At 60.8% G+C, this 17,600-nt stretch carries 16 protein-coding genes; 6 read left to right on the forward strand and 10 right to left on the reverse strand.

Going from position 1 to position 17,600, the window contains the following annotated elements; translation table 11 throughout:
- Positions 1-143 precede the first annotated feature (143 nt).
- Together ACM6I7_RS15405 and rlmF are read left to right on the forward strand one after the other, a co-directional pair.
- A complete protein-coding gene (locus ACM6I7_RS15405) occupies positions 144-2,990 on the forward strand; it encodes a valine--tRNA ligase (protein WP_103369076.1) in 2,847 nt (948 codons plus the stop codon).
- 234 nt (positions 2,991-3,224) lie between these two features.
- Complete coding sequence (rlmF, locus tag ACM6I7_RS15410) at positions 3,225-4,244, forward strand: 23S rRNA (adenine(1618)-N(6))-methyltransferase RlmF (protein ID WP_414888830.1); 1,020 nt, start codon at positions 3,225-3,227, stop codon at positions 4,242-4,244.
- A gap of 185 nt (positions 4,245-4,429) precedes the next feature.
- On the opposite strand, the gene ACM6I7_RS15415 is transcribed toward rlmF, so the two are convergent.
- Entirely contained in the window at positions 4,430-4,711 is a 282-nt protein-coding gene (locus ACM6I7_RS15415; RefSeq protein WP_003221909.1) for an HU family DNA-binding protein, read from the reverse strand.
- A gap of 395 nt (positions 4,712-5,106) precedes the next feature.
- Here ACM6I7_RS15415 and yejK point away from each other — a divergent pair, with 395 nt between their 5' ends.
- Together yejK and ACM6I7_RS15425 are read left to right on the forward strand one after the other, a co-directional pair.
- On the forward strand, positions 5,107-6,111 hold the full coding sequence (gene yejK / locus ACM6I7_RS15420) for a nucleoid-associated protein YejK (RefSeq protein ID WP_027610948.1): 1,005 nt from the start codon (positions 5,107-5,109) through the stop codon (positions 6,109-6,111).
- Complete coding sequence (locus ACM6I7_RS15425; protein ID WP_027610947.1) at positions 6,111-6,461, forward strand: glutaredoxin family protein; 351 nt, start codon at positions 6,111-6,113, stop codon at positions 6,459-6,461. The genes yejK and ACM6I7_RS15425 overlap by 1 nt, the downstream gene beginning before the upstream one ends.
- A gap of 158 nt (positions 6,462-6,619) precedes the next feature.
- Here ACM6I7_RS15425 and ACM6I7_RS15430 read toward each other — a convergent pair whose 3' ends face one another.
- The 9 genes from ACM6I7_RS15430 to ACM6I7_RS15470 all read right to left on the reverse strand — a co-directional run bounded on the left by ACM6I7_RS15430 (position 6,620) and on the right by ACM6I7_RS15470 (position 14,892).
- Positions 6,620-7,555, reverse strand: a complete 936-nt coding sequence (locus ACM6I7_RS15430) for a glutathione S-transferase family protein (protein ID WP_414888831.1) — start codon at positions 7,553-7,555, stop codon at positions 6,620-6,622.
- Between the two features lie 84 nt (positions 7,556-7,639).
- Positions 7,640-7,942 (reverse strand): GIY-YIG nuclease family protein, encoded by a 303-nt coding sequence (locus ACM6I7_RS15435; protein ID WP_027610945.1) that lies wholly within the window; start codon positions 7,940-7,942, stop codon positions 7,640-7,642.
- A 39-nt stretch (positions 7,943-7,981) separates the two neighbouring features.
- Positions 7,982-8,452: a nuclear transport factor 2 family protein gene (locus tag ACM6I7_RS15440; protein WP_027610944.1), complete on the reverse strand. Its 471-nt coding sequence runs from the start codon at positions 8,450-8,452 to the stop codon at positions 7,982-7,984.
- A 203-nt stretch (positions 8,453-8,655) separates the two neighbouring features.
- On the reverse strand, positions 8,656-9,942 hold the full coding sequence (locus ACM6I7_RS15445) for a CynX/NimT family MFS transporter (protein WP_150370318.1): 1,287 nt from the start codon (positions 9,940-9,942) through the stop codon (positions 8,656-8,658).
- On the reverse strand, positions 9,932-10,591 hold the full coding sequence (locus tag ACM6I7_RS15450) for a FadR/GntR family transcriptional regulator (protein WP_041064777.1): 660 nt from the start codon (positions 10,589-10,591) through the stop codon (positions 9,932-9,934). The genes ACM6I7_RS15445 and ACM6I7_RS15450 overlap by 11 nt, the downstream gene beginning before the upstream one ends.
- 136 nt (positions 10,592-10,727) lie before the next feature.
- Positions 10,728-11,492, reverse strand: coding sequence for an amino acid ABC transporter ATP-binding protein (locus ACM6I7_RS15455; protein WP_003221897.1), 765 nt, complete (start codon positions 11,490-11,492; stop codon positions 10,728-10,730).
- A 13-nt stretch (positions 11,493-11,505) separates the two neighbouring features.
- On the reverse strand, positions 11,506-12,603 hold the full coding sequence (locus tag ACM6I7_RS15460; RefSeq protein WP_007965184.1) for an amino acid ABC transporter permease: 1,098 nt from the start codon (positions 12,601-12,603) through the stop codon (positions 11,506-11,508).
- Between the two features lie 10 nt (positions 12,604-12,613).
- Positions 12,614-13,795 carry an amino acid ABC transporter permease gene (locus tag ACM6I7_RS15465; RefSeq protein ID WP_096795182.1) on the reverse strand — a complete coding sequence of 394 codons (1,182 nt, stop codon included), beginning with the start codon at positions 13,793-13,795 and terminating at the stop codon, positions 12,614-12,616.
- 65 nt (positions 13,796-13,860) lie between these two features.
- Positions 13,861-14,892 (reverse strand): amino acid ABC transporter substrate-binding protein, encoded by a 1,032-nt coding sequence (locus tag ACM6I7_RS15470; protein WP_007965188.1) that lies wholly within the window; start codon positions 14,890-14,892, stop codon positions 13,861-13,863.
- Between the two features lie 468 nt (positions 14,893-15,360).
- Between ACM6I7_RS15470 and ACM6I7_RS15475 the strand changes: the two genes are divergently transcribed.
- The gene (locus tag ACM6I7_RS15475) at positions 15,361-16,017 is read left to right on the forward strand and encodes an alpha/beta hydrolase (RefSeq protein ID WP_103369080.1); all 657 of its coding nucleotides are present in this window, start codon (positions 15,361-15,363) and stop codon (positions 16,015-16,017) included.
- A gap of 96 nt (positions 16,018-16,113) precedes the next feature.
- Complete coding sequence (gene rhlB / locus ACM6I7_RS15480; RefSeq protein WP_414888832.1) at positions 16,114-17,586, forward strand: ATP-dependent RNA helicase RhlB; 1,473 nt, start codon at positions 16,114-16,116, stop codon at positions 17,584-17,586.
- Positions 17,587-17,600 lie beyond the last annotated feature (14 nt).

Genomic DNA, 17,600 nt, shown 5'->3' on the forward strand with positions numbered 1-17,600 from the left:
GGCCCATCGGGGATAAATCCCCTCACCACAAGGCTCCCCCCAACATTCGTGTCCGCCCAGCCTCCCCCCGCTCGCCCTCAGCCCCTTGCCCCGCTATACTTCCCGGCTTTTCCTGAATAAATGCCAATAGGGTCCCGCCGCGCATGGATAAGACCTACCAGCCGCACGCCATTGAAACTTCCTGGTACAACACCTGGGAGTCCGAGAACTATTTCGCACCGCAAGGCGCGGGCGATTCCTACACCATCATGATCCCGCCGCCGAACGTCACCGGCAGCCTGCACATGGGGCACGGTTTCAACAACGCGATCATGGACGCCCTGATCCGTTTCCGCCGCATGCAGGGTCGCAACACCCTGTGGCAGCCGGGCACCGACCACGCCGGTATCGCCACGCAGATGCTGGTGGAGCGTCAACTGGAAGCCACCGGCCAGAACCGCCATGACCTGGGCCGCGAGAAGTTCCTCGAGAAAGTCTGGGAGTGGAAAGATCAGTCCGGTGGCAACATCAGCCGCCAGATCCGCCGCCTCGGCTCGTCCGTGGACTGGAGCCGCGAGCGCTTCACCATGGACGACGGTCTCTCGGAAGCGGTTAAAGAAGCCTTCGTACGCCTGCACGAAGACGGCCTGATCTACCGCGGCAAGCGTCTGGTCAACTGGGACACCAAGTTGCACACGGCGATTTCCGACCTCGAAGTGGAAAACCACGACGAGAAAGGTTTCCTGTGGAACCTCAAGTATCCGCTGGCTGACGGCGCGAAAACCGCTGAAGGCAACGATTTCCTGATCGTCGCGACCACCCGTCCGGAAACCATGCTCGGTGACTCCGCCGTCGCGGTTAACCCGAACGATGAGCGCTACAAAGCCCTGATCGGCAAATTTGTCGAGCTGCCACTGGTTGGCCGCCGCATCCCGATCATCGCCGACGATTACTGCGATCCAGAGTTCGGCACCGGTTGCGTGAAGATCACCCCGGCCCACGATTTCAACGACTACGAAGTCGGCAAGCGCCACAACCTGCCGCTGCTGAACATCTTCGACAAGAACGCCAACGTGCTGCCAGCAGCCCAGGTGTTCAACCTCGACGGCACGTTGAATGACAGCATCGACGGCAAGATCCCGGCCGAATACGCCGGTCTCGAGCGTTTCGAAGCGCGCAAGCAGATCGTCGCTGCGTTCGACGCCGCCGGCCTGCTGGTCAGCGTCGACGATCACAACCTGAAAGTGCCGAAAGGCGACCGTTCCGGTACCGTCATCGAGCCGTGGCTGACCGACCAGTGGTACGTGTCGACCAAGCCTCTGGCTGAACCGGCGATTGCCGCCGTTGAAGACGGCCGTATCCAGTTCGTGCCAAAACAGTACGAAAACATGTACTTCTCGTGGATGCGCGACATCCAGGACTGGTGCATCAGCCGTCAGCTGTGGTGGGGCCACCGGATTCCGGCCTGGTACGACGAGTCGGGCAAGGTCTACGTCGGTCGCGACGAAGCCGAAGTGCGTGCCAAGCACAACCTCGGCCCGGACGTTGCGCTGCAACAGGACAACGACGTGCTCGACACCTGGTTCAGCTCGGGCCTGTGGACGTTCTCCACCCTCGGCTGGCCGGAAAAGACCGAGTTCCTGAAAAAATTCCACTCCACCGACGTGCTGGTCACCGGTTTCGACATCATTTTCTTCTGGGTTGCCCGGATGATCATGCTGACGATGCACCTGATCAAGAACGAGGACGGCACCCCGCAAGTACCGTTCAAGACCGTTTACGTGCACGGTCTGGTGCGTGATGGCCAGGGCCAGAAGATGTCCAAGTCCAAGGGCAACGTCCTGGACCCGCTGGACATCATCGACGGTATCGAGCTGGAAGCCCTGGTGCAGAAACGCACCTCCGGCATGATGCAGCCGAAACTGGCGAAGAAGATCGAGAAGCAGACCCGCGACGAGTTCGCCGACGGCATCGCCAGCTACGGCACCGACGCCCTGCGCTTCACCTTCTGCTCGCTGGCGTCCACCGGTCGCGACATCAAGTTCGACATGGGCCGCGTCGAAGGCTATCGCAACTTCTGCAACAAGATCTGGAACGCCGCGCGTTATGTTCTGGACAAGGGCGAAGACTGCGGCCAGAACGGCGAAGCCTACGAGCTGTCGCTGGCGGATCGCTGGATCATCTCGCAACTGCAGCGCACCGAAGCCGAAGTGACCCGTCAACTGGATCAGTTCCGTTTCGACCTCGCCGCGCAAGCGCTGTACGAGTTCATCTGGAACCAGTACTGCGACTGGTACCTGGAACTGTCCAAGCCAGTGCTGTGGGACGAAAACGCTCCGGTCGAGCGTCAGCGCGGCACCCGTCGCACCCTGGTGCGCGTACTGGAAGTGGCGCTGCGTCTGGCGCACCCGTTCATGCCGTTCATCACTGAAGAAATCTGGCAGCGCATCGCGCCGCTGGCCGGTATTCAGGGCAAGACGATCATGCTGCAACCCTGGCCGGTGGCCAACGAGGCGCGCATCGATCCGGCCGCCGAAGACGACATCGAATGGCTCAAGGGTCTGATGCTCGGCACACGTAACATCCGTGGCGAAATGAACATCGGCCCGGGCAAACCGCTGCCGATCTACCTGAAGAACGTCAGCGCTGAAGATCAGCGTCGCCTGACCGAAAACGAGGCGCTGCTGAAGAAGCTGGCGCGTCTGGAATCGATCACCGTACTCGCCGCCGGCGAAGAAGCACCGCTGTCCGCCACCGCTCTGGTGGGTGAGATGGAAGTGCTGGTGCCGATGGCCGGTCTGATCGACAAGGGCGCCGAACTGGCACGTCTGGACAAGGAAATCCTGCGTCTGCAGGGCGAAGTCCAGCGGGTTGGTGGCAAGTTGTCCAACGCCGGTTTCGTCGACAAGGCCCCGGCCGAAGTCATCGAGAAGGAACGCGCCAAACTGGCCGAGGCTGAACAGGCCCTGGGCAAACTGGCCGAGCAGCACGCGCGGATTTCCAGCCTGTAAGGGCAAGCCGCAATGAACAAGGGAGGCCCGCAAAGGCCTCCCTTTTTTATTCAAGAATCGCTACAAATCCCCTGTGGGAGCGGGCTTGCTCGCGAAGGCGGTGTGTCATTCAACCTATGTGTTGGTGGACACACCACTTTCGCGAGCAAGCCCGCTCCCACAGTTTGAACGGTGTTGCCTTTAGATGTGGGACAATACCCGCCACTTTCAGCCATACCCGAATCGATCACACCCATGAACGCCCCCCGCACCCCCAAACCTGCGCGCAAGAAGCCTGATGCCGCGACCCCGGCCAAAGCCGTCGAGCCGCGTGAAAAGGCCAGCCTGCACCCGCGCAATCGCCACCAGGGTCGCTACGACTTCCCGGCGCTGATCAAGACCACGCCGGAACTGGCGAAATTCGTGATCACCAACCCGTACGGCAAGGAAAGCATCGACTTCGCCAGCCCCGACGCGGTGCGCGTGTTCAACCGGGCGCTGCTCAAGGCGTTCTATGGCATCGAGCATTGGGACATCCCGGCGGACTATCTGTGCCCACCGGTCCCGGGCCGTGCCGATTACGTGCATTTCCTCGCCGACCTGCTGGCCAGCATGAACGACGGCAAGGTCCCGCGCGGTGCGATCGTCAACGTGCTGGACATCGGCATGGGCGCCAACTGCGTTTATCCGCTGATTGGTAACAGCGAATACCGCTGGCACTTCCTCGGTTCGGAAATCGACCCGACGGCCGTGGCCGCCGCCCGAGCCATCGTCCAGTCCAACGACCTGAACAAGGTCATCAAGCTGCGCCAGCAGGAAAACCGCAAGCACATCCTGATCGGCTTGCTGGAGCCGGGCGAGCGCTTCGACCTGACCATGTGCAACCCGCCGTTCCACGCTTCGATGGAAGAGGCGACCAAGGGCAGCGAGCGCAAATGGCGCGCACTGGGCAAGGCCGACCCGAAACGCAAACTGCCGGTGCTGAACTTCGGTGGTCAGTCCGCCGAACTGTGGTGTGAGGGCGGTGAAGCGCGTTTCGTGACACAACTGATCGCCGAAAGCGCGCACTTCCAGCACAAGGTGCTGTGGTTCAGCACGCTGGTGTCGAAAGCCTCGAACCTGCCCGCCATCGAAACCGCGCTGAAGAATGCCGGTGTGCTGGAAAGCCAGGTGGTGGAGATGTCGCAAGGGCAGAAACAGAGCCGCTTCGTGGCGTGGACCTTCCAGACCAAGTCCGAGCAGCAGATCTGGCGTCGCGAGCGCTGGGTTCGCTGACACTGAGCTACTTGTGGGAGCGGGCTTGCTCGCGAAAGCGGTGTATCAGCCGACATCAAGGTGACTGACACACCGCTATCGCGAGCAGGCTCACTCCTACAAAGGTTCGAGGTGCATCGCCAAATCGCAGACACAAAAAAACCGTGCCCGGATCACTCCGGTGCACGGTTTTTTATCGCTGCGTCTTACTTGTTCACAGCGTCGGTCAGGCCTTTGGCCACAACCAGCTTGATCACTTTCTTGGCAGGGATTTCGATGGCAGCGCCAGTCGAAGGGTTACGGCCAGTGCGGGCAGGACGCTCGGTCACTTTCAGCTTGCCGATACCTGGCAAGGTGATTTCGCCGCCGTTTTCCAGCTGATCGGCAACGATTTGGCCCAGTTGGTCCAGAGCGTTACGCGCGGTGGTTTTCGGCGCGTCGATAGCTTCAGCGATGTCGGCGATCAGTTGGTCTTTAGTAAGAGCCATGTAGTGTTCCTTCCCTATCAAATTCATATGGATTGCAGAGTGCAGTGTCAGCCATCGAGCCCGATCTTCTGGATCTGGCACCCTCGGCGATAACCACGACGAGTCGGGTTATAGATGCCGAAATCAGGGTTTGGTTCGACCTGACAAATGCTGATTGCACGCTTAACGCAGTGACTTCGCGTAAGACCGGGCAAAACTAGCACAGAGACGGGGAAATATCCGCCTCTAGCTACCCATTTGGTCAGCTTTATTGCTCTAAATCGGTAAAAAACTGCATAAGGGCACCCACCCGCCCTGGATTTGCCCTTCACCCCGCGCCAAAACCAGTGGTTGCGGTACACTGGGCGCTTTTTCGGGGGAGCCTGCCCTCCTCCCTTCCACCAGCCGAGAAGCCCATGCCGATCCGTCATTGCATCGTCCACCTGATCGACAAAAAACCTGACGGCACGCCCGCAGTTCTGCACGCCCGTGACTCCGAACTGGCTGAGTCCGCGGCCATCGAGAACATGCTCGCCGACCTCAACGAGAGCTACAACGCCAAACAGGGCAAAGCCTGGGGCCTGTTCCACCCGGAATCCGGTGCGTTCCCGTTCAGCGGCTGGCTGAAGGAATACATGGAAGGCGGCAAGGACTTCGCCGCGTTCAGCAAGGTTGCGGTCGAGCATCTGCAGAAGCTGATGGAAGAGTCGAACCTGTCGGTCGGTGGCCACGTGCTGTTCGCCCACTATCAGCAAGGCATGACCGACTACCTGGCGATCGCCCTGCTGCACCACAGTGAAGGCGTGGCGGTGACCGATGAGCTGGACGTGACGCCGTCGCGTCACCTCGACCTCGGCCAATTGCACCTGGCGGCGCGGATCAACGTCTCCGAGTGGCAGAACAACAAGCAGTCCAAGCAGTACATCTCGTTCATCAAGGGCAAGAACGGCAAGAAGGTTTCGGAATACTTCCGCGACTTCATCGGCTGCCAGGAAGGCGTCGATGGCCCGGGCGAGACCCGCACGCTGCTCAAGGCCTTCAGCGACTTCGTCGAAAGCGAAGACCTGCCGGAAGACTCCGCCCGCGAGAAAACCAAGACCCTGGTCGATTACGCCAGCAGCCAGGCCAAGCTCGGCGAGCCGATGGGCCTGGAAGAGCTGTCGGAGCTGATCGACGAAGAACGGCCGAAAGCCTTCTACGATCACATCCGCAACAAGGACTATGGCCTGTCGCCGGAGATTCCCGCGGACAAACGCACCCTCAACCAGTTCCGCCGCTTCACCGGCCGCGCCGAAGGCCTGTCGATCAGCTTTGAAGCGCACCTGCTGGGTTCGAAGATCGAGTACGACGAGGAGGCCGGCACCTTGATCATCAAGGGCCTGCCAACCTCGCTCACCGATCAGCTCAAGCGCCGCAACTGATGCTCGGCAATGTGCTGAAGAAGGTTGCGCTGGTTCTGCTGGTAGTCGTGATCTATCAGAACTGGGGCAAGATCGAGCGGGTGTTCAACCCGTCGCAGATGGTCTCTGAGCAGGTTCGCGCCAACGCCCATGTCGTGCTGTATGCCACCGACTGGTGCGGCTACTGCAAGCAGACCAAGCGCTTTCTCGACAGCAAGGGGATTCCTTTCAGGGAATTTGATATCGAGAAGAACGCCGAGGCGCGCAAGGCGTATGAGGCGCTGGGTGGGCGCGGGATTCCGCTGATCGACGTGAATGGCACGTTGATTCGCGGGTTCGACCCGGATGAGATCCTCGCCGCCCTGAAATAACACAACTCCTCTGTGGTGAGGGGATTTATCCCCGATCGGCGGCGAAGCCGTCGCAAAATCTGCTTGGTAGGGCGTTCAGTTTTTTGGGGGCGCTTCGCGCCCCATCGGGGATAAATCCCCTCACCACAATTGCCCCCCAAGCAAAAGCCGCTTGCTGATCAGCGGGCTTCGATGCGGAAACCAAAGCGCGGGAAGTGCACATGCACCACGCCGCCATGCGGGTCTTCACGGCGCAGGATCAGCTCTTCGCGGCCAGCAAACAGCAACTCACCCACCACCGGATCAACCCCGTAATCTGTCGCGGCAATCGCCACCTGCTGCCCGGCCTTGAAACCGTTCGGATCGACAAACTGCTCATCCGGCAGCGCCGCCGGCGTCGAACTGCGCGCCACTTCCAGCGCCTCCTCGGCAGTCATTTCGCTCGCGGCACCATGACCAAAGCCCAGCACACGGCCCAGCCAGGCAGTCACGGCCGGATATTCATCGACCAACGGCGCAGTGACGTGCGTCGCCTTGAGGAACCACAGCGGATGCGCCAGGGCGAAGTCGGCAATCGACGGCTCACCGAACAGGAAGTCGCCCTGCTCGCGCTGCAATTGCTGCTCCAGCCGCGCCATGAGCGTTGGCCATTGATGCTTGGCCTGTTCGGCCGACAGTCGCGTGGCGCTGCCTCCACTGAACAGCCCGGCACGGTCAGCGATAAAGGCCTTGATCGCTTCCGGCGGCAACTTGCCGAAGCGCACCGCGACCGATTCCGGCTGGAACACCAGGCTGACCGCATGCTGGAACACCACCGAATCGGCCCAAGCGGCGAAGCTGGCGCTGGTCATTTCCTGGCCTTCCGGGAAAAACGCCGGCAGGGCTTTTTCCTGCTCCAGACGACGGGCAATCAACGATGTGTCGCAATAGATGTCGGCGCCGATCTGCAACACCGGGGTCTTGCGGTAGCCGCCAGTCAGCGCGGTCAGATCCGGCTTGGGCATCACCGGCGAAATGTGCACCGAGCGCCACGACAAGCCTTTGAAGCCCAACAGCAGACGAGCCTTTTCGGCAAATGGAGAGGTCGGGTAATGATGCAGAATCAACTCGGACATGCTCGGCTCCGCCGCACAGAAAGTGAGTCCGCAGCTTAGCGTGCATTTGATTAGCAGCCTACAGATCTGCCTGATGAGAACCAATCAGTCAGATTGATAAGACGCGACCAGGCATTCCTTGGCGCTCTTGCGCAGTTTTTTGATCAGCCGTTCCTGACGCAACGCGTCGCTCTTGTCGCGGCAACGCTCGGTGTAGACCAGCGCCATCGCCGGGCTGGACAGGAAGAAGCGTGCGCCCTTGCCGCTTTGATGCTTGGCGAAGCGGCGCACCGGGTCGTCGCTGATCCCGCAGTACAGCGAACCGTTGGCCGCGCGCACGAGGTAGACGAACCAGGCCTTGCTCACTGGCTCGACGACTTCAACCGGTTTTTCGCTGAGGCTGGTCACTTCGGGATCTGGACGTGTAGGAAACAGGCCGCGATCTTATCAGCGAGTAGCCTGAAATGCCTTCAGACCTTTAAGCGCCTGCGCCCGGACCGCGTTGCGCACCAGCGGAGTCCAGCCGAGCAGCAGGCCTTTGAAGCCCAACGCCTGCCGCGACCAGCGCCACAGGTCGAAGTGATCGTGGTGCTCGCAGATCTTGCCGTCGCGAAAGACGAAGCGCGCCTGGATATCGTTGATCACCACGTTGCCAGTCTGGCTGAACAGGTAAGTGGCCACCCAGTGCGCGCCGCCGCTGCGCTCGTCGGCGCGGACATTGTCGAAAGTCAGGGAGAAGTCCTTGGCGCGGGTGGTGAGCATGCGCCACATGTCGCCGGCATCGCGCCCGCGCAGTTCACCGAAGGCCGGATCGCTGAACACCACATCGTCGGTATAGCAGGCGGCCATGGCCTCGGCGTCGAGGCGCTGGAAGGCCTGGTAGAAGCGGGTGATCAGGGCGGCGTGGGCTTCGCTCATGGGCAAACTCCGGAAATGGACAGATTGCCAGCACGATAAGCTGCAAATCGCAGAAACACTATCGGCATTCGTGCACCGAATATCAGCAACACACAGAACCACTGTAGGAGTGAGCCTGCTCGCGATAGCGGTGTATCAGTCAGCGCAATGTTGACCGACACACCGTTATCGCGAGCAGGCTCACTCCTACAAGTTGAACCGTGTCAGATTTTCTCGCTTTGCACTTGCACGTACAGCGCCCGGCCCGCACCCAGCCCGGCAATGATCGCACCGGTGCCAATGATGCCGAAGATCCAGCCCACCGCATTCCAGCCGCCGGTCCAGTCATGCACCACGCCGACCGCGAACGGTCCCATCGACGCCAAGGTGTAGCCGAAGCCCTGGGACATACTCGACAGGTTCGCCGCCACATGCGAATCCCGCGAGCGCAGCACGATCAAGGTCAACGCCAGGCTGAACGTACCGCCCTGCCCCAGACCCAGCAGAATCGCCCAGCCCCACAGCCCTTCAATCGGCGCATACAGGCAACCGAACAGACCACCGAGGGTCAGCGCCATCACCACCACGATCGCCAGGCGCTGGTCCTTGCCACGGGTCGCCAGCCACGGCGCAGCCAGCGAACTGGCGAGCTGGATGATCACCGAGCCGGACAGCACCAGGCCGGCCTGGGTCGGAGTCAGGCCGCGGCCGATCAGAATCGACGGCAACCAGCCGAACACGATGTACGCCAGCGACGATTGCAGGCCCATGTACAAGGTCACTTGCCACGCCAGCGGATCGCGCAGCAGACCTTTCACCCGATAGGCGACGTTGTGCGCGCCGTGTTTCTGCCCGACCTGCGGCAGCCAGAACAACGCCGCCACCAGCGCCGGGATTACCCAGAAGCCCAGGCCCAGTGCCCAGCTGTGGTCGAAGTGTTCGCTCAACGGCACGGTGGAACCCGCGGCCATTGCCGCGCCCAGGCACAGGGCCATGGTGTACACGCCGGTCATGGTCCCGGCGTGTCTGGCGAAGTCGCGTTTGACGATGCCCGGCAGCAGCACGCCGATAATGCCGATGCTCGCACCGCCAAGCACGCTACCTGCAAACAGCCCGATCTCACCGAAGTTGCTGCGCACAATGATGCCGGCGGCCAAGGTCAGCAGAATCCCCAGCACCACCCGTTCAGCGCCGAAACGCCGCGCCAGTATCGGCGCCAGCGGCGCAAACAAGCCCAGGCACAACACCGGCAACGTGGTCAGCAGACCGGCCTGAGCCGCAGACAGGCCAAGGCTTTTCGACACTTCGCTGAGCAGCGGCGCCATGCTCGACAGCGCCGGGCGCAGGTTCAGTGCGACCAGAATCAGCCCCAGCAGCAACAGCCACGGCCGGCGCACCAGCGGATGGCTTTGCTGCACTTGTTCGTCGTCAGCCTCGGCGTCGATCAGCAGCTCTTCGAGCTCCGCCGTGCGCTTGGGGATTGGGAGGTTTTTATCGCTTTCAAGGTTCATTGATCAACTGCCTCGATATGGCTTTGGCCCGTTCCGGGTCGCGTTGTTCGACGGCATCGAGCAACTCGATGTGCAGGTCGAACACTTCCTGACGGCGCGGGACGATGTTCAGCGTCTGGCGCAATTGCGCGCCGACGATGCTGGAGAAATAGCGATACAACTCGCTGAGGGTGGGGTTGTGCGCGGCGTCCACCAGACGGCGGTGGAACACCAGATCGCAGGCAATGTAAGTGTCGAGATCGCCGTGGTAGTGGCTGCCGCTGGTGCCGAGCGCTTCGCGCAGCGCGGCGAGATCTTCATCGGTGCGACGCAACGCGGCCAGGCCAATCGCCTCGACTTCGAGAATGTGCCGAGTCTCGCGCGCCTGCTCCAGCGAACAGCGGGACAACGCCTTGAGCGTGTCCATCGGATCGACCACTGCGCGCAGATAACTGCCGTCGCCCTGCCGGATTTCGATCAATCCGGAAAACGCCAGCACGCGCATGGCTTCGCGCACGGTGTTGCGGCTGATGCCCAGTTCGGCGCACAACTCAGGCTCGGTCGGCAGCCGTTCGCCGACCTGCCACACGCCATCGGTTATGCGCTGGCGCAACTGATCCAAGGCCTGATCGACCAGGGATCGTTTGATCAAAGGTGAGATGTCTGTCATGAAATTCGCCCTTTCATCCAATCATAGGATGAATTTCCTGACATGGTAGTCAGGCAGCCGAATCGGCACAAGGGGCAAATCGCGGGCAAAAAAAAACCCGGAACAGGTCCGGGTTTATTTCACTGGCTGATTTCGATCAATGCAGGATCTGGCTCAGGAACAGCTTGGTACGGTCATTCTGCGGGTTGTCGAAGAAGTCGTTCGGCGCCGCCTGTTCGACGATTTCGCCCTTGTCCATGAAGATCACACGGTTGGCCACGGTGCGGGCGAAGCCCATTTCGTGGGTCACGCAGAGCATGGTCATGCCGTCCTCGGCGAGACCGATCATGGTGTCCAGCACCTCTTTCACCATCTCCGGGTCGAGTGCCGAAGTCGGTTCGTCGAACAGCATGATTTTCGGTTTCATGCACAGCGCACGAGCGATCGCCACACGCTGTTGCTGACCGCCGGACAGTTGCCCCGGGAATTTATGCGCCTGCTCCGGAATGCGTACGCGCTCCAGATAATGCATGGCGATTTCCTCGGCCTTGCGCTTGGGCATCTTGCGCACCCACATCGGCGCCAGCGTGCAGTTCTGCAGGATGGTCAGGTGCGGGAACAGGTTGAAGTGCTGGAACACCATGCCGACTTCGCGGCGGATCGCTTCGATCTGCTTGAGGTCGTTGGTCAGCTCCACGCCGTCGACAACGATGCGCCCCTGCTGGTGCTCTTCCAGACGGTTGAGGCAGCGGATGGTGGTCGATTTGCCGGAACCTGACGGGCCGCACAGGACGATGCGCTCGCCCTGTTTGACGTTGAGGTTGATGTCTTTCAGCACGTGGAACTGGCCGTACCACTTGTTCACGCCCTGCATCTGGATAATGCCTTCAGGGCCGACAGGCTTTTTGATTGCTTCGCTCATTTACAGAGAACTCCTAACGCTTGTGGCCAGTGTCGAGCTTGCGTTCCAGATGCATGGAATAGCGCGACATACCAAAACAGAAAATCCAGAACACCAGGGCGGCGAACACGTAGCCTTCGGTGGCCATGCCTAGCCATTTCGGGTCGGCAGCGGCTTGCTTGACGCTGTTGAGCAGGTCGAACAGGCCGATGATGATCACCAGGCTGGTGTCCTTGAACAGCGCAATGAAGGTGTTGACGATGCCGGGGATTACCAGCTTCAAGGCTTGCGGCAGAATCACCAGGCCCATGGCGCGCCAGTAACCGAGGCCCATCGCCGCTGCCGCTTCGTACTGACCTTTGGGGATCGCTTGCAGACCGCCGCGCACCACTTCGGCAACGTAGGCCGACTGGAACAGGATCACCCCGATCAACGCCCGCAGCAGCTTGTCGAAGTTCATGCCTTCGGGCAGGAACAGCGGCAGCATCACCGAGGACATGAACAGCACCGTGATCAACGGCACGCCGCGCCAGAACTCGATGAAGGTCACGCAGACCACACGAATCGCCGGCATGTTCGAGCGCCGGCCCAGCGCCAGAATGATCCCCAGCGGCAAGGCGCCGGCGATACCCACGGTGGCGATGACCAGGGTCAGCATCAGACCGCCCCACTGGCTGGTCGCCACGGCGTCGAGGCCGAACACGCCACCGTGCAGCAGGCACCAGGCGACAATCGGGTAGATCACCAGGAAGCTCAGACCGTACACCGCTTTACGCGGGAAGCGCGAGATGAACAGCGGTGCCACGCCGATCACCGCCAGCCACACGGTCAGGTCGACGCGCCAGCGCAGGCCGGTCGGGTAGTAGCCGTACATGAACTGGCCGAAACGCTGCTGAATGAACACCCAGCAGGCGCCGTCCTTGGTGCAGTCGGCGCGGGTGGTGCCGACCCAGTTGGCATCGAGAATCGCCCAGCTGAGGATCGGTGGTACCACGAGGTAGATCAGATAAAACGCAAACAGGGTCAGCAGGGTGTTGAGCCAGCTGGAAAACATGTTCGCGCGTATCCATGCCATCGGGCCGAAGACCTTGGCCGGCGGTGGCATGTCGGGTTTGAAAGTATGGGTTGTCATGCGCGTTTCCTCACCGCTCGATCAGCGCAATGCGCTTGTTGTACCAGTTCATCAGCAGGGAAATGCTGATACTGATCGCCAGGTACACGCTCATGGTGATGGCAATGACTTCGATCGCCTGACCGGTCTGGTTGAGCACGGTGCCGGCGAACAGCGAAACCATTTCCGGATAACCGATACCGGCAGCCAGCGACGAGTTCTTCGCCAGGTTCAGGTATTGGCTGGTCAGCGGCGGAATGATCACTCGCAAGGCTTGCGGAATGATCACCTTGCGCAGGGTCGGGCCGTTGCGCAGGCCAAGCGAACGCGCCGCTTCGGTCTGGCCATGGCTGACCGACTTGATCCCCGAACGGACGATTTCCGCGATGAACGCGGCGGTGTACACGGTCAGCGCCAGGGTCAACGCGAGCAGTTCCGGGATCAGCACCCAGCCGCCGACGAAGTTGAAACCCTTGAGTTGCGGCATTTCCCAGTGCAGGGGGGCACCGAAGATCAGCGCGCACAAGGTCGGGATCACCAGCAGGATCGCCAGGCCGGTCCAGAACTTGTGGAACGGGACGCCGGTGTCTTCGAAACGCTTGTTGGCCCAGCGGCACATCAGCACGATGGCGACAATGGCCAGCACCACGCTGATGAAGAACGCCCAGAAGCCGTCAGCCATTTGCGCGGCCGGCATGTTCAGGCCCCGGCTGCTGACGAAGAAGGTGTCGCCGAAGTTGTGGCTGTTGCGCGGTCCCGGCATGGTCAGGAATACCGCGAAGTACCAGAACAGGATCTGCAGCAGCGGCGGAATGTTGCGGAACACTTCCACGTACACGGTCGCCAGTTTGCTGATGATCCAGTTCGGCGACAGTCGCGCCACACCGATGATGAAGCCCAGCAGGGTCGCCAGGATCACGCCGATGAAGGTCACCAACAGGGTGTTGAGCAGGCCGATCACGAACACCCGAGCGTAACTGTTCGCTTCGGTGTAGGAGATCAGGTGCTGAGCGATGCCGAACCCGGCACTGCGCTCCAGAAAGTCGAAACCGGAGGTGATGCCCCGGTGCTGCAGGTTGGTCTGGGTGTTGTCGAACAGATACCAGCCCATGGCGACCACCGCCACGACGGTGATGATCTGAAACAGCCACGCACGCACTCGCGGATCGCTGAGGCTGAGCCTCTGCTTTGGTGCGCCGATTGAATTTTGCATGAAGTGCCCCGGAAGAAATGGAACAGAACATCACCCGGCGGTTGGCCCGCCGGGTGATAGAACCATTAGCGCACTGGTGGTGCGTACTGAATGCCGCCGTTGGTCCACAGCGCGTTCAGGCCACGGTCGATTTCCAGCGGAGTGCTCTTGCCGAGGTTTTTCTCGAAGATTTCACCGTAGTTACCGACCTGCGAAACGATTTTCACAACCCAGTCCTTCGGCAGTTTCAGGTCTTTGCCGTATTCACCGTCAGCACCCAGCAGACGAGCGACGTCCGGGTTCTTGGTGGATTTGGCTTCTTCCAACACGTTTTTCGAGGTCACGCCGGCTTCTTCAGTGTTCAGCAGCGCGTAGCCAACCCAGCGAACGATCGCCAGCCACTCGTCGTCGCCGTTACGCACGACCGGGCCCAGTGGTTCTTTGGAGATGGTTTCCGGCAGCACCACGTAGTCTTTTGGCGAAGCCAGTTTGCTGCGCTGTGCGTACAGCTGCGACTTGTCGGAGGTCAGCACGTCGCAACGACCGGATTCCAGCGACTTGGCGCTTTCATCGGAGGTATCGAAAGTGATCGGGGTGTACTTCAGGCCGTTGGCGCGGAAGTAATCGGAGACGTTCAGTTCGGTGGTGGTACCGGCCTGGATGCAGATGGTTGCACCGTCCAGTTCCTTGGCACTTTTCACGCCCAGCTTGTTGTTGGCCAGAAAGCCCACGCCGTCGTAGTAAGTGATGAAGCCCGGGAATTTCAGGCCCATGCCGGCGTCACGCGAGCTGGTCATGGTGGTGTTGCGCGAGAGCAGGTCGATTTCGCCGGACTGCAGCGCGGTGAAGCGCTCCTTGGCGTTCAACTGGCTGAACTTGACCTTGTTGGCGTCGCCGAATACGGCAGCGGCCACAGCGCGGCAGACGTCAGCGTCGATCCCGAGGATCTTGCCCGAAGCGTCCGGTACCGAGAAACCCGGCAGACCGTCGCTCACGCCACATTGCACGAAACCTTTCTTCTGCACGGCATCCAGGGTTGCACCCGCCTGAGCGAACCCGCTGACGCCGAGTACTGCTGCTGCAGTCACGACCGCCAGAGTGGATTTCAACATCTTCATTCAAACCTCCAGTTTTGCTCTTGTTGTGTCGGAGCTTGAGTCCAGTCGCACCCTTTTGAGGCGTTGTTGACCCGTGTTGGCTTTTTTTGGGGTCAACCGACGTAAGACCTTCGCTATGAGTCTAGTAGGAGAAAATCCACATCATGGACAACTCACTTCTCACCAATCGGCCGAACGGGCTGTAGCCCTTTCACGTTCGCTTTGCCCGTAGCGGCCATTGGCGAACATCCATCACCGGATTCTTTGCAATCCCGTCGCAAGACGTACACTGATAGTGTTACCGCAAGGCGTAGGACGCTTCGTACAGAATCCTCCATAGCAAAGCCCGTACCACACCGCTTGCTGAAGCGATTGCGCGACAGGTCAATAGCAAAACTTGTAGCCTTGCGACATCTTCTTAACGGATCGACCGGACGCGCACCTCAATCACGCACTTATTGAGAGCGCCCGCACATTTTTGGAGCAGCCATGACCGAGCCCCTGATTCTTCAACCCGTAAAGCCTGCAGACGCCTGCGTAATCTGGCTGCACGGCCTCGGCGCGGACCGCTATGACTTCTTGCCGGTCGCCGAAGCGCTGCAGGAAAGCCTGCTGACTACCCGCTTTGTATTGCCGCAAGCGCCAACCCAGCCCGTCACCATCAATGGTGGTTACGAGATGCCGAGCTGGTACGACATAAAGGCCATGAGCCCGGCGCGGTCGATTGACCGTGAGCAGTTGGAAGCGTCGGCGGATCGCATCATTGAATTGATCGAAAAGGAGCGCGCCAGCGGAATAGACGCTTCGCGGATTTTTCTCGCCGGGTTTTCCCAGGGGGGCGCCGTCGTTCTGCACACCGCTTATATAAAGTGGCAAGGTCCGTTGGGTGGCGTACTTGCCCTGTCCACCTATGCCCCGACCTTCACTGACGAGATGGAGCTTTCAGCCAGTCAGCAGCGTATTCCCGCGCTGTGCCTGCACGGCCAGTTCGACGGCGTGGTGCAGAACTCGATGGGGCGCAGCGCCTATGAGCATTTGGTGAAGCATGGTGTCACCGTGACATGGCAGGAATACCCAATGGAGCACGAAGTGTTACCCGAAGAAATTCGCGACATCGGCGTCTGGCTGGCTGAACGCCTGCGTTGATCGTTTCAGCGCGAACGCCCCTTTGATCATCCCACTACGCCGCGCCCGTTTCTTGCATTACACTGGCCGGCGTACATTCCTTAACCAATTGATGAGATGACCGTGCTCAAAGCACTCAAGAAAATGTTCGGTAAAAGCGAGGCTGAGCAGCTCGCGCCAGTCCCCAGTGCGCCGTCGCACGCCCCCGGCCCTCGCAGCGATGCGCCCAAGGCTGAACGTCCGGCTCCGGTAGCGACACCCCAGCCCGAGCCGCAACCTGCCGGCGCCACCGAACCGGTCCGCGCCGAAGCGCCGAAACCACCCCGGCCGCGCCGCGAACCGAAGCCCAAGGCACCGGTCATTCCCTGGAAGCTCGAAGATTTCGTCGTCGAACCCCAGGAAGGCAAAACCCGCTTTCACGATTTCAAGCTCGCTCCGGAACTGATGCACGCCATCCAGGACCTGGGCTTCCCGTACTGCACGCCGATCCAGGCGCAGGTGCTGGGTTTCACTCTTGCCGGCAAAGACGCCATCGGTCGCGCGCAGACCGGTACCGGCAAGACCGCCGCGTTCCTGATCTCGATCATCACTCAGTTGCTGCAGACGCCGCCGCCGAAAGAACGCTACATGGGCGAACCCCGTGCGCTGATCATCGCGCCGACCCGCGAGCTGGTGGTGCAGATCGCCAAGGACGCCGCTGACCTGACCAAGTACACCGGCCTCAACGTGATGACGTTCGTTGGCGGCATGGACTTCGACAAGCAGCTCAAGCACCTCGAAGCACGCCACTGCGACATCCTCGTTGCCACCCCGGGCCGTCTGCTCGACTTCAACCAGCGCGGCGACGTGCACCTGGACATGGTCGAAGTGATGGTGCTGGACGAAGCCGACCGCATGCTCGACATGGGTTTCATCCCGCAAGTGCGGCAGATCATTCGCCAGACTCCGCCGAAGTCCGAGCGTCAGACCCTGCTGTTCTCCGCGACCTTCACCGAAGACGTGATGAACCTGGCCAAGCAATGGACCACCGATCCGGCAATCGTCGAAATCGAAATCACCAATGTGGCCAACGAAAACGTCGAGCAGCACATCTATGCCGTGGCCGCGGCTGACAAATACAAACTGCTCTACAACCTGGTCAACGACAACGGCTGGGAACGCGTGATCGTCTTCGCCAACCGCAAGGACGAAGTGCGCCGTATCGAAGAACGCCTGGTGCGTGACGGCATCAACGCCGCGCAACTGTCCGGCGACGTGCCGCAGCACAAGCGCATCAAGACCCTCGAAGGCTTTCGCGAAGGCAAGATCCGCGTGCTGGTGGCCACCGATGTCGCCGGTCGCGGCATCCACATCGACGGCATCAGCCACGTGATCAACTTCACCCTGCCGGAAGTGCCGGACGACTACGTACACCGCATCGGCCGTACCGGTCGCGCGGGCGCCGACGGCGTGTCGATCAGCTTCGCCGGCGAGGACGACTCCTACCAGTTGCCGTCGATCGAAGAAAAACTCGGTCGCAAGATCAGCTGCGAAACACCACCGACGCACCTGTTGCGCGCGGTGGAACGCAAGCGTCCGCAGCCGCAGTAAGCGATCTGTAACGC

This window comes from Pseudomonas sp. IT-93MI4, assembly GCF_949767635.1.
Classification (GTDB): domain Bacteria; phylum Pseudomonadota; class Gammaproteobacteria; order Pseudomonadales; family Pseudomonadaceae; genus Aquipseudomonas; species Aquipseudomonas putida_A.